The following is a 12,942-nucleotide window of genomic DNA, read 5'->3' on the forward strand; positions in this document are numbered from 1 at the left end:
TTTCTTTGGGTTACTTTTCTTTTACTCCGGGCATCCTGCCCTCCGCCCTTCGGGCCGGCTTCGCCGTTCGCACGCGCTCCTGCGCGTGCGTGGGCCAGCAAAAGAAAAGTGACTCGAGCGGCGGCAGCCGTTCGAAACGCCCGCCGCGTAGGCGGCACCCTGGCCTCGAGGCGACAACCAAACACCGAGGCTCTAGACCCCGGCCTGCGCCGGGATGACGATCAAACGCCGGCAATCCAAATCACGCCAGAGAAATCACTTGAGGCCCTGCGCCTTAGCGTCTGCCGCCAAGTGATCCGTCGCAATATCATCACTCGTCCACCCACCACCCAACGCCCGCACCAACTGCACGCTCGCCCGCAGCTGATTCGTCTGCAGCGACAACAAACTCAGATGCGCATTGAGCGCATCCACCTGCGCCGTCACCACGTCGAGATAACTATTGGCCCCCTGCTTGTACAACGCAGTGGAAAGCTTCAGCGTCTTGTCGGCCGCATTGGTGGCGTCGTTCTGATCCACCAAGGCATTGCCGAAGTTATTGATCAACGACTGGTTGTCTTCCACCTGCTGGAAGGCGCTGAGCACGGTACCGCGATACTGCGCACTGGCTTCGTCAAACGCCGCGTGCGCCTGCGCCACCTTGGCGCGACGTAGGCCACCATCGAACACGCTCAGCAACAGGTTCGGACCCAACGCCCACATCTGGCTCGGCGCATTGAGCAGGTTGCCCCAGGCGCCGCTGGAATAGCCGCCGGCCGCGCTCAAGGTCAGCGACGGGAAGAACGCCGAACGCGCCACGCCGATCTGCGAGTTCGCCTCCGCCGTACGGCGTTCGGCCGCGGCGATGTCCGGACGACGCTGCAACAGCGTCGACGGTATGCCGACCGGGACCGTTGGCAGAGCCGGCAGATCGGTCTTCGCATCGATCGCAAAGGTGGATGCCGACTGACCTACCAACACGGCAATCGCGTGCTGCAACACCTCACGCTGCGCCTTGGCCTGCGAGAGCGCGGATTTGGTGGACGACAGCTGCGTCTGCGCGCGATCCACGTCGAGTCCGGAGACCGCGCCGCCAGCGTGCAGCGTGGTCGTTAGCTGCAGCGCGCGTTGATAGGCGTCCACCGTACTCTGCAACAGGTCGATCTGGCGATCGGCGCCCAACAGCTGCAGATAGGTATCGGCCAGCGTCGCTTCCAGGCTGAGGCGAGTCGAGGCGAGATCGGCTGCCGATGCCTGCACCTCTGCGCGTCCGGCTGCCACGTTGTCGCGTACGCGGCCCCACAGGTCCACTTCGTACGAGGCCTGCAGCTGGACCGAATTCAGGTTGTAGTACTCGGGCGACGTCGTGCCGTGCAGCGGCGAGTTGAGCGACTGGCGATTGCGGGTCGCACCCGCGCCCGCGGAAATCTGCGGAAACAAGTCAGCACGCACCTGGGCCAGCACGTCGCGCGACTGCCGATAACTGGCCAGCGCCGCGGCGAGATCGGCATTGTGCGCGATCAGCTGGTCCTCGAGCCCGTTGAGGCGATCGTCGCCGTACAGCTTCCACCAGTCTTCGCGCGGCAACTGGTCGGCCGGCTGTGCCGGCGTCCACGGACCGTTTTGCTGCTGATACTGATCGGCCACCGGTGCGTCCGGTGTCTTGTACGTCGGCGCCATCGAACAGGCGCCCAGCACCAACGTAGCCGCCACCGTCACGGCGAGTTTCGTGGCGATGTACTTACGCTTTGTCATGAGGCTTGCCCGCCTGCGGGTTCTTCGCAATGCGCACTTCGTCGCCATCGGCCAGGCCGTCCGGCGGGTTGATGATCACGCGGTCATTGCCGACCAGGCCCGAGCCCACTTCGATGGTCTTGCCGTAGTCGCGGCGGATGGTGACCTTCTTGAAGTGCACGTGATCGCTCGCGTCCAGCGTGGCGACATGCAGACCCTTGTCGTCGAAGATCAGCGCTTCGGCCGGCACGCGCAGACCCAGTGCGCCCGAACCGATCTTGAAGCTCACGCTCGCGTAGCTGCTCGGCAGCAGCTTGCCGTCGGGGTTGTCGACCAGCAGCTGCACCAGGGTGGTGCCCGAGGTCGGCGTGATCGAGCGGGCGTCCGCTTCCACCTTGGCGGTGAACGACTTGCCCGGATACTCAGGCACGCTGAGCGTGGCTTCGTCGCCGCGATGGATGGCCGGTGCATACACCTGCGGCACGCGCACATACACGCGCAGCTTGCTGGTGTCGGAGACGGTGAACAGCGGCGTGCCGGTACCGCTGGTGTCAGCGGTGATCAGCGCGCCCACGTCGGTGTTGCGGGCGGTCACGCGGCCATCAAACGGAGCTACCAGCCTGGCGTACGACTTCAGCGCCTTCAGTCGATCGACGTTGGCCTGCGCCGAATTGGCCAGTGCCTGCTTGGCGGCGAGATCGCCGTTGAACTGGTCGACCGACTGCTGCGAGACCGAATCGGGATCGGTCTGGCGCAGTACCTGCCAGCGTTTCGCCGTGGTGCCAGCGAGCGCGGCATTGGCCTTGGCACTGGCCAGGTCGGCCAGACCCTGCAGCAGTTGCTGGTCAAGATCGGGCGTATCGATGACCCCGAGCACATCGCCCGCCTTCACCTGCGCGCCGATGTCCTTGTCCCACGACTTCAGGTAACCGCTGGTGCGCGCGAAGATCGGAGCGTTGGTGAACGCATCCATCTGCGCGGGCAGTTCCAGCGGCGAGGAGCCGTTGGCGGATTCGGGTTCGGAGATGACGACGGTGGGGATGGCCTGTTCGTCGGTCCACTGGTGCAGGTTGCGCGCCTGCACGATGCGGGTGGTCACGCCGATCACCACGATCGAGCCGAAGACGACGGCAGCGATCACGGCGGCCAGTCGCAGACGACGCGGCGACAAGTGGACCTCAGGAAGCTGGGTATGTTCAGACATGGGCGGGTACTCCGGCATGGTCAGCCGAATCAGCGTCAGGCGCGTGCTTGTAACGCGCATGCACAATGGAGAAAACGACGGGAACGAAGATCAGCGTGGCGGTGGTCGCAAACAGCAGGCCACCGATCACGGCGCGACCCAGCGGTGCGTTCTGCTCACCGCCGTCGCCCAGGCCAAGCGCCATCGGCACCATGCCGATGATCATGGCCAGCGCGGTCATCAGCACCGGACGGAAGCGCACGAAGCCTGCCTCGCGCGCCGCCAGCGTGGCGTCGCCGTGGATGGCCAGGCGCTCGCGGCAGAAACTCACCACCAGCACCGAGTTGGCGGTCGCCACACCCATGCACATGATGGCGCCCGTGAGTGCCGGCACCGACAACGTGGTGTGCGTGACGAACAGCATCCATACGATGCCGGCGAGCGCCGCAGGCAAGGCAGTGATGATCACGAACGGATCGGTCCAGGACTGGAAGTTCACCACGATCAGCAGATACACCAGCACCGCCGAACCCAGCAGGCCAAACAACAGGCCGAAATAGGCGTCGTGCATGGTCTGCACCTGGCCCAGCAGCGCCACGTTCGCGCCCTTGGGCAGGTCTTTCTTGGTGTCGTCCAGCACCTTCTGGATATCACCGGCTACCGCGCCAAGATCACGGCCCTGAATGGCCGTATAGATCTCCACCATCGACTGGATGTTGTACTGGCTCACGATGGTGTTGCGATGCGTGCGCGTGATGTCGGCCAGTGCGCCCAGCACCTGCGGATTGCCGCCACTCTTGGCGGTGATCGGCAGATTGCTCAGCTGCGCCAGCGAGTCCAGCTGGTACTGCGGCACCTGGGCGGAGATCGGATAGGTGACGTTGTTGTCCGGATTCAACCAATACGTCGGCGCCACCTGCGCCGTACCGGAAAGGTCGGCGATCAGGCTGTTGGTCACGTCGCCTTCGGTCAGGCCCAGCAACTGTGCACGCGTGCGGTCCACGTCGATGCGGAACGCCGGCTGCGCCTGCGACTGCTGCAGGCGTGCATCGACCACGCCGGGAATCTGGCGCAGCTTGTTGAGCAGGATGTTGGCGTACGCGAAGTCCTTCTCCAGGCTCCTGCCGCGGATCTGCAGATCGATCGGCGCGGGCGAACCGAAGTTCAGGATCTGGCTGACGATGTCCGCCGGCGGGAACGAGAACGTGGTGCCCGGGAACAACCGCGGCAGCCTTTCGCGCAGGACCTTCACGTATTCCGCGCTCGGGTGATGACCTTCCTTCAGCGAAATCTGGATATCGCCGTCGGACTCGCCCACTTCGCCGGTATTGTTGTAGATCGTGTTGATCGAGCTCGAATACTGGCCGATGTTGTCGATCATGGCATCGAGTTCGTCCGGCGGTATCACCTGACGGATGGCCTTCTGGATGTCTGCAAATTCCGCCGCGGTGGTCTCCACACGCGTGCCTACGGGAACGCGTGCGTGCACAAGGATCTGGCCGCCGTCGACATCAGGGAAGAAGTTGCTGCCCAGTCCCGGCAACAGCGCGAACGACAGCAGCACAAAGGCGAGGAAGCCGATCACGAACACCTTGCGGTTTTCCAGCGCCAGATGCAGCACGCCGCTATAACCGGCACGGAATTTCTCAAAGCGATTGACGAAGCCCTGCTGGAAGCGGCCGAGCATCGTCTTCGGCGCCGGCTGCTCGATATGCTGGCCATGTTCGTCCACCGTCGCCGGATGCGCCTGCAACAGGTATTTCGCCATGGTCAGCACGAGCGTACGCGACAGGATGAAGGAGAAGATCATCGCGAAGATCACCGCCTCCGCCATCGGCACGAACAGGTAGCGCGCCACGCCCGGCAGGAAGAACATCGGCACGAACACGATGCAGATGCAGCACAGCGACACGAATGCCGGCACGATGATCTGCGCCGAACCATCCACGATCGCGGTGATGACGTCCTTGCCCTGCTCCAGGTGCCAGTTGATGTTCTCGATGGTCACCGTGGCTTCGTCCACCAGGATGCCCACCGCCAGCGCCAGGCCGCCCAGCGTCATGATGTTGAGCGTCTGGCCGATCGCCGACAGCGTGAACACCGAGCCCAGCACCGCCAGCGGAATCGACGTGGTGATGATCAGGGTCGAGCGCCAGCTGCCCAGGAACAACAGGATCATCAAGCTGGTCAGCGCCGCGGCAATGATGCCTTCGCGGACCACGCCATCGATGGAGGCGCGCACGAACACCGACTGATCGCCGATCGGCTTGATGGTCAGGTTGTCCGGCAGCGAATCCTTCATCTCCACCAGCTTCTGGCGCGCGCCCGCCACGATGGCGAGGGTGGAGGTGGAGCCGTTCTTCAGGATCGACAGCATCGTCGAGCGCACGCCATCCACGTGCACGATGTTCGTCTGCGGCGGGGCTCCGTCGCGCACATGGGCCACGTCGCGCACATAGATCGTGGTGCCGTTGACCATCTTGACCGGCAGGTCTTCCAGCTCGTCCACGTGAGTGGCGGCGTTGTTCAGCTCCATCACGTATTCGTACTTGCCGATCTTCTGCGTGCCGATCGGGCTGATCTGCTGCTGGTTGGCCAGCGCGTTCGCCACGTCCTGGGTGGACAGGCCGCGCGCCTGCAGCGCCGCCGGATCCACGTCCAGCTGCACCTGGCGCGTCTTGCCGCCGAACGGATAGGGAATCGCCGCGCCCGGCACCGTCACCAGCTGCGGACGCAACTGGTTCAAGCCAAGGTCGCCCAGCTGCTGCTCGGACAGGCCCTTGCCGGACAGCGCCACCTGCAGGATCGGCACCGTGGACGCGTTGTAATTGACGATCAGCGGCGGCGTGGCGCCGGCGGGCATCTGCTTCAGGATCGTCTGCGCAATGGCCGTCACCTGCGCATTGGCCGTGGCGATGTTCACGCCCGGCTGAAAGAAGATCTTGGTGATGCCCATGCCATTGATCGACTCCGACTCGATGTGCTCGATGTCGTTGACGGTCGTGGTGAGCACGCGCTCGAACGGCGTGTTCATGCGGCCGGACATCTGGTCGGGCGTCATGCCGGTGAACTGCCAGGACACGGCGATCACCGGAATATTGATTTCCGGAAAGATGTCGGTGGGCGTTCGTGCCGCCGACATCACACCAAAGATGAGGATGGTCAGGGCGAAAACGATGAATGTGTAGGGCCGCGTGAGCGCGATCCGGACGATGCCAAGCATGCGGGGGATTTCCGTGCGCGAAATGATGCGTCGCGGCAAATTTTCGCATGCAGCGAAAACTCTCAATAGAGCTTGGAGGATGAAGATAATTTCATGTTCTACGTGGCGCCTGCATTGCGCACGCAGATGAAACTATCTTCATCTGGCCGATCGGCCCTCAGGCCGTCATCGGCGTGACTTCCGGCACGGAGCGGGACAGGCAGGTGCCGACTTTTTCGTCCGGCGCGAGTGCGTAGCAATACAAAGTCAGTCGCGCACCGTTGCTGCTGGCATCGCCGATGTCGAGCGCATAGCCGTGCAGACGCACGATGGCGCTGACGATGCTGAGCCCCAGGCCCGAGCCGCCGGTAGTGCGACTGTTGTCGCCGCGGTAGAAGCGACGCGTCACCGCGTCGCGCTCGTCGGCCGGAATACCCGGGCCGCTGTCGATCACGTCCACGCGCGGGCCACGCTTGTCCATGCTGGCGCGCAGGCTCACCTTGCCGCCCGCCGGGGTGAACTTGATGGCATTGCCGACCAGGTTCGCCAGCGCTTCGAACAGCAGATGCGCATCGGCGCGCACGGGCTGCAGCGACTGGATGTCGACCTCGAAGGTCTGGCCACGATCCTCGGCGACAGGCGCGTAGAACTCGTGCACCTGACGCAGCACCTGCCCCACGTCCACTTCGTCGAAGCAAGCGGCGCGATGACGGTCTTCGAGTTCGGACACACGCAGCAGCGCGCGGAAACGCGTCAGCACTTCGTCGATATCGACGATGCACGATTCCACCAGCGCCGATTCGGGCTCGCCATCAAGTTGCTGCTGCGTGCGATACAGGCGTGCGCGCAAGCGCGTCAGCGGCGTGCGCAGGTCGTGCGCGATGTTGTCGCAGACGCCCTTCACTTCATTCATCAAGCGCTCGATCTCGCCCAGCATCGTGTTGACGATGCCTGCCAGCTGGTCGAGCTCGTCGCCGCGCCGACTGATCGGCAGGCGCTTGGAAAGATCGCCTTGGCGGATAGGATCGGTCGCATCCTGCAGCGCACGGATGCGCTTCTCCGGACCGCGGCGCAACAGGAAACCGCCGAGCAGGCCAGGAATGATGGTCAGCGAGATGCCCCAAAGCAGCGCGCGACGAACGATCGCACCGATGCCGTCGATGGTGCTGATGTCCTTGGCAATGACGAGGATGTCGCCATTGGGCAGCGTCGAAGCCAGGCCGCGTGCGCGCACGCGCTCCGCATCGCGGTCGGAGCGCGGCAGGCCATGCTTGAGCAGGTGCACCTGGCCATCGCGCAGCAGCGACGTGGGCAGATGGTCGATATTGCCTGCCACCGGCTGATGGTCCTTGTCGAACAAGCCCACCGACATGATGCCGTGCGGATCGATCGCGGCGGCGGCATCCACCGTGGTGGCGAGGCGGGCGGGATCGGTCGAGGCGATGTAATGCATACGTTGCTGCAGCATCTGGTCGATGACGCTGTTGAGATAGCGCGTGGTTTCCCACTGGATCGCGCCGACCAGCACCGCGCCCCATACGACGAACAAGGCGCCGTAGATGAGGATCAACCTCGAGGTGGTCGAATGCCAGCTGTTGGGACGTGCTTTCATGACACCACCGGGGCAGTTTCATTGGCGGCCGCGAGCATATAACCGGTGCCGCGCACAGTGTGGATCAACGCCGGTTGGCCGGCGCCGTCGATCTTGCGCCGCAAACGCGCGATATGCACGTCGATCACATTGGTGCCGGGATCGAAATGGAAACCCCACACCGTCTCGAAAATCATCGTGCGGGTAAGCACCTGCCCGGAATTGCGCATCAGGAATTCGAGCAGGCGGTATTCGGTGGGCAGCAGGGTCAGCGGCTGGCCACCGCGATACGCCACGTGGCTGACCAGATCCAGCTCCAGGTCGGCCACGCGCAGGCGCTGGACCGACTGCGGCTGGCGACGGCGCAGCAGCACTTCCGCGCGCGCCGACATTTCATCAGGTGCGAAGGGCTTGGTGAGGTAGTCGTCGCCGCCCGCGCGCAAGCCGCGCACGCGCTCGTCGACATCGCTCAAGGCGCTGATCATCAGCACCGGCGCGTCGCTGCCTGCGCGGCGCAATTCGGCCACCACGTCGATGCCGTCCATGCCGGGCAGCATGCGGTCCAGCGTGATCAGGTCGTAGCCGCCTTGCAGCGCATGCGCCAGGCCATCGCGGCCGTTGGCCACCCATTCCGCGAACATGCCGTGCGCGCTCAACTCCGCGACGATTTCTCGCGCGGTGGTTTCGTCGTCTTCGATGACCAGCACTCGGGGCATGACGGCACTACAAACGGGGATCCGGTGGTGAGAACGCGGGGACAGCCGTGTCCTCGCAAAGGCAAACGGCCCCTGGAGGGGCCGCTTGTCATCTTACGCCGACAGAGAAGATCAGGCCGCGAACAGGCCGCGCATCTTCTTCATGGCGTTGGCCTCGACCTGGCGGATACGTTCGGCGGAAACGCCGTACTCGTCCGCAAGATCCTGCAGCGTGGCCTTGTCTTCGTTCAACCAGCGGCGCTGGATGATGTCGCGCGAGCGCTCGTCCAGGTTCTTCAACGCCGCCGACAAGGTGTCGAGCTGGTTGTCGGCCTGGTCGGCATCGGCCACGTTGTCGTACGGGTCGGCGCCATCGTCGATCAGGAACGCTTCCGGTGCCGGCTTGGCATCGTCCTCGGCATCCGCCGGGGCTTCGAAGCCAATGTCACGGCCCGACAGACGCGATTCCATCTCGCGCACCGTCGCTTCGGGCACGCCCAGATCCTTGGCCACCGTGCGCACTTCTTCGGCGTTCATCCAGCCCAGGCGCTTCTTGCTCTTGCGCAGGTTGAAGAACAGCTTGCGCTGCGCCTTGGTCGTGGCGACCTTGACGATGCGCCAGTTGCGCAGGATGAACTCGTGCATTTCGGCACGGATCCAGTGCACGGCAAAGCTCACCAGGCGCACGCCCTGATCCGGGTCGAATCGCTTCACAGCCTTCATCAGGCCGATATTGCCTTCCTGGATCAGGTCGGCGATCTGCAGACCATAGCCGCTGTAGCCACGCGCCACGTGCACCACGAAGCGCAGGTGGGACATGACCAGTTTGCGGGCGGATTCAAGGTCTTCCTGTTCGTTGTAGCGGCGCGACAGCGCCTGCTCCTCGTCCTGGCTGAGTACCGGAATCCGATGGACCGCCGAGATATAGGCATCCAGGCTGCCGACGACACTCGGCACCGGCAGGTTGGCGGTCACCAAAGCTTGAGACATGGACGGAACCTCCTGTGAGGGAATCAGCTTAGCACTCGGGTATTACGAGTGCTAAAGGCCCCGAAAGGTTCCGGGACCTTTGATGTACTCAATAGTACAGGAATTTGAGGCACCTGTCCAGCAGGCACCCCGGGGAGGCTCCACTATGCGTATCGGGCGGTTCAGCAGCCGTGAAATGCCTGTTTCAGGCTAGTTCGGCCCGCATCGGCAAAGACCAGTCGATAGGCGGCTCGCCGCGGCTTTCCAGGTACTGGTTGGCCGCCGAGAAGTGCCCGCAGCCGATGAAACCGCGATGCGCTGATAAGGGAGATGGGTGCACGGAGCGCAAAATGCAATGGCGGCTGCCGTCGATCAGCTGGCCCTTCTTCTGGGCATACGAGCCCCACAGCAGGAAGACCAGCCCTTCCCGCTCGCGGTTGAGTGCGTCGATCGCCGCATCGGTAAAGCCTTCCCAGCCTTTGCCCTGATGCGAGCCGGCGGTGGCCTGCTGGACGGTGAGCGTGGCATTGAGCAGCAGCACACCGCGGTCGGCCCAAGGGGTCAGGCAGCCGTGGTCCGGGGCCCGGAAACCCAGGTCGCGCTGGATCTCCTTGAAGATGTTCAGCAGCGACGGCGGCGTGGCCACGCCCGGCCGTACCGAGAAACACAGGCCATGCGCCTGGTTCGGACCGTGGTACGGATCCTGGCCCAGGATCACCACGCGCGTGGCATCAAATGGTGTGTGGTCGAAGGCGGCGAAAATCTCCGGACCCGGCGGATAAATCACCTTGCCGGCCTGCTTTTCGCTGCGCAGGAAGTCGGACAGCGCGCGCATGTCCGGGCGCGCCAGATACTCGCCGATGCGGTCCTTCCAGGACGGCTCCAGCCTTACCGGATGTTCCGTCACGCCGCCTCGCCCCGCTCGCGCAGGTGCTGGGATACACGCAGCTGGAAGAGCAGCTTGGTCATCAGCAATTTTTCCTCGATCGGCTTTTCGACCAGATCGTTGGCGCCGGCGCGCAGCAGCGCAGCCTGGTTGGCCGGGTTCTCATCGCCCGTCATCACCAGCACGGGCAGCCTGCCCTTGCTGTAGAGGTATTCGCGGCGGATGCGCTCGAGCAGGTCGCCGCCGGTCAGTTCGCCCTTGAGGCTGACGTCGGTGAGCACGATGTCCGCGCCGACCTTGTCCTGTTCCTTGGCCTTGTCCAGCAGCACCAGGGCGTCCTCGACGCTGACCACGTGATAGACGGTCAGGCCGTGCTTTTCGAGGATGCGGCGGGTCGCCAGCGCGACCACGCGGCTGTCTTCCACGTAGAGCACTTCGCCCTCGGCCGAATCGACGGGCTTCACGTAGCCGCGGATGAACTCCGCCAGCGCCTGGAACCCCAGCGACTTGTCGAAATAATCGGTGACGTGCTCCCCCAGCGTGCGACTGTGCAGGCGACCGTCGACATCGCCCGAGACGACCACGATGGGCACATAAGCCTGGGCGGCGGATTCGCGCACATGGCGGGCGAGTTCCAGCCCGTCCATGTCGGGCAGGCGCAGCGCGATGGTGATGAAGTCGAACGCACCGGCCTCCAGCAGCTCCTTGGCTTCGGCGCCGCTGCCGGCACCCACCACGTCGCTGTCGGGCAGTTCGCTCTTGAGCACGCGGGAGATCAGCTGGCGCACGACTTTGGAGCCATCCACCACCAGCACCCTAGGCGCTGTTCCCACCACTCGACTGCTGAAACTTCCGCTCATCCCCAATCACCCACGTAGTGTCCAGCTGTACCCGCCGACGTCATGCCGGTGCTTCCCCGGTCACCCCGAGCGGGCATGCTGCACCATCCCCACCAAGCTTGCATGACAACATTGCTCCGGGCGTGAGCCGGCGCACGCTTCATGCCGCCTTGCGCAATTGCCAGGCGCTGACCAGGCGGGCGCCCAGCCAGCCGAGCACGGCCGCAGCCACCGGGACGGCAGCCAGCAACCATATCGGCAGCACATCGACCTGCAGCTTGCCGGCATACACCTGACCCAGGCGCTGCACCGGCTCGGCCAGCGCCAGCTCGACCAGCACGGCGAAGCCCACCGCCAGCACGCCGGCGAACAGCCCGTACCAGATGCCCGCATACAAATACGGACGACGCACGAAGGCGCGGCTCGCCCCCACCAGCATCAACACGCCGATTTCCTCGTGCCGGCTGGCGATATCCACGCGCACGGTATTACCCACCACCAGCAGCACGGCCACGGCCAGCAGTCCGGCAAGAATCATCACGATGCGTTCGCCGACGCCGAGCAGCGCCTCGAGGCGCTGCCGCCAGGTGCCACCGTCCTGCACCTGATCCACGCCCGACATGCCGCGCATGTCGGCGACGAGGCGATCCACGCTGTCGGCACTCGCGCCCGCCTTGGGCTGCACTTCCAGCACGAACGGCAGCGGGTTGACGTCCAGCGTATGCAACGCGCCGGAGAAGCCCTGCATCTTGGCCAGCTCGTCCATGCCCTGGTCGGGCGACTTCAGCTTCACGCCGGCGACTTCGCTGCGCTCGCGCAGCTTCTTGGCCATCATGTCGGCGGAGGAGACGCTCTGCCCCGGCTGCAGGAATACGCTGATGGTCTGGTTCTGGCCCAGCGCATCGCCCATCTTCTGCAGGTTACCCAGCAACAAATAGAAGGTGAGCGGCAGCGCCAGCGCAATGGCCATCACGGCAACGGTGAGCAAGGTGCCAACCGGGCGCGACATCAGTCGACGCAGGCTGGCCGCCGCACTCCAGCCGTGGTGTTCGCGCCAGCTCGCCACCGGGCGCGCCTTGGTGCRGATGCCGCGGCTCTGGTCGGAAAGCAGCGGGCTTTCCATCGGAAATTCGGACTGGTTGCTCATAGCACCTCCTGCGCGGCCACATCGGCCACCAGGCGACCGTGATCGAGCACGACCACGCGCTTTTTCATGCGCTTGATCAGCGGCAGATCATGGCTGGCGATCACGACGGTGGTGCCAACATTCTGGAATTCGGCGAACAACCCCATGATCTCCACCGCCAGGGTGGGATCGAGGTTGCCGGTGGGTTCGTCCGCGATCAGCAGGGTGGGCTTGGCGACGATGGCGCGGGCAATGCCCACGCGCTGTTGCTCGCCCGCCGAAAGCGTGGCCGGCAGCTGCCGTTCGTAGGCGAGCAGGCCGACCTTCTCCAGCGCGGCGCGCACGCGCTTGCCGCGTTCGTGGGGCGCCATGCCGCCGATCATCAGCGGCAGCTCGACATTGGCAAACACCGTGCGATCCATCAGCAGGCGATGGTCCTGGAACACCATGCCCAGGCGACGGCGCAACTTGGGAATGCCCGCGCGACCGACCTTGGCCAGGTTCTGCCCATCGAGGGTGACCACGCCGTGCGAAGGCCGCTCGATCAGGCCGAGCAATTTGAGCAAGGTGCTTTTGCCGGCGCCGGAATGGCCGGTGATAAAGGCCATCTCGCCTGTCGCCACCTCGAAGGAGAGCTGCGACAAGGCCTCGTGGCCGCCTTCATAGCGTTTGCTGACTTGGTCGAAGCGGATCACCGCGTGTCCCCAATCCCGAATGCGGCAAGGATAAGGGATGCAC

At 64.5% G+C, this 12,942-nt stretch carries 10 protein-coding genes; all 10 read right to left on the reverse strand.

The window, feature by feature from the left end; all coding sequences use genetic code 11:
- Positions 1–255: 255 nt before the first annotated feature.
- Positions 256–1,734, reverse strand: a complete 1,479-nt coding sequence (locus AC1DKY_RS17930) for an efflux transporter outer membrane subunit (RefSeq protein ID WP_441604997.1) — start codon at positions 1,732–1,734, stop codon at positions 256–258.
- Complete coding sequence (locus AC1DKY_RS17935; RefSeq protein ID WP_441604998.1) at positions 1,721–2,917, reverse strand: efflux RND transporter periplasmic adaptor subunit; 1,197 nt, start codon at positions 2,915–2,917, stop codon at positions 1,721–1,723. Before AC1DKY_RS17935 ends, AC1DKY_RS17930 begins: the two co-directional genes overlap by 14 nt.
- Entirely contained in the window at positions 2,910–6,119 is a 3,210-nt protein-coding gene (locus AC1DKY_RS17940) for an efflux RND transporter permease subunit (RefSeq protein WP_441604999.1), read from the reverse strand. The genes AC1DKY_RS17935 and AC1DKY_RS17940 overlap by 8 nt, the downstream gene beginning before the upstream one ends.
- Positions 6,120–6,276: 157 nt before the next feature.
- Positions 6,277–7,710 (reverse strand): sensor histidine kinase, encoded by a 1,434-nt coding sequence (locus tag AC1DKY_RS17945; protein WP_441605000.1) that lies wholly within the window; start codon positions 7,708–7,710, stop codon positions 6,277–6,279.
- Entirely contained in the window at positions 7,707–8,405 is a 699-nt protein-coding gene (locus tag AC1DKY_RS17950) for a response regulator transcription factor (protein ID WP_441605001.1), read from the reverse strand. The genes AC1DKY_RS17945 and AC1DKY_RS17950 overlap by 4 nt, the downstream gene beginning before the upstream one ends.
- 111 nt (positions 8,406–8,516) lie before the next feature.
- Positions 8,517–9,374: an RNA polymerase sigma factor RpoH gene (gene rpoH, locus AC1DKY_RS17955; protein ID WP_046971328.1), complete on the reverse strand. Its 858-nt coding sequence runs from the start codon at positions 9,372–9,374 to the stop codon at positions 8,517–8,519.
- 184 nt (positions 9,375–9,558) lie between these two features.
- Positions 9,559–10,260 carry a uracil-DNA glycosylase gene (ung, locus tag AC1DKY_RS17960; protein ID WP_441605002.1) on the reverse strand — a complete coding sequence of 234 codons (702 nt, stop codon included), beginning with the start codon at positions 10,258–10,260 and terminating at the stop codon, positions 9,559–9,561.
- The gene (locus AC1DKY_RS17965; protein ID WP_441605003.1) at positions 10,257–11,099 is read right to left on the reverse strand and encodes a response regulator; all 843 of its coding nucleotides are present in this window, start codon (positions 11,097–11,099) and stop codon (positions 10,257–10,259) included. The genes ung and AC1DKY_RS17965 overlap by 4 nt, the downstream gene beginning before the upstream one ends.
- Positions 11,100–11,238: 139 nt before the next feature.
- The gene (gene ftsX / locus AC1DKY_RS17970) at positions 11,239–12,225 is read right to left on the reverse strand and encodes a permease-like cell division protein FtsX (protein ID WP_477180025.1); all 987 of its coding nucleotides are present in this window, start codon (positions 12,223–12,225) and stop codon (positions 11,239–11,241) included.
- Positions 12,222–12,899, reverse strand: coding sequence for a cell division ATP-binding protein FtsE (gene ftsE / locus AC1DKY_RS17975; RefSeq protein WP_441605005.1), 678 nt, complete (start codon positions 12,897–12,899; stop codon positions 12,222–12,224). The genes ftsX and ftsE overlap by 4 nt, the downstream gene beginning before the upstream one ends.
- Between the last annotated feature and the right edge of the window lie 43 nt (positions 12,900–12,942).

The sequence above is a fragment of the Dyella sp. 01N448 genome, from assembly GCF_056399225.1.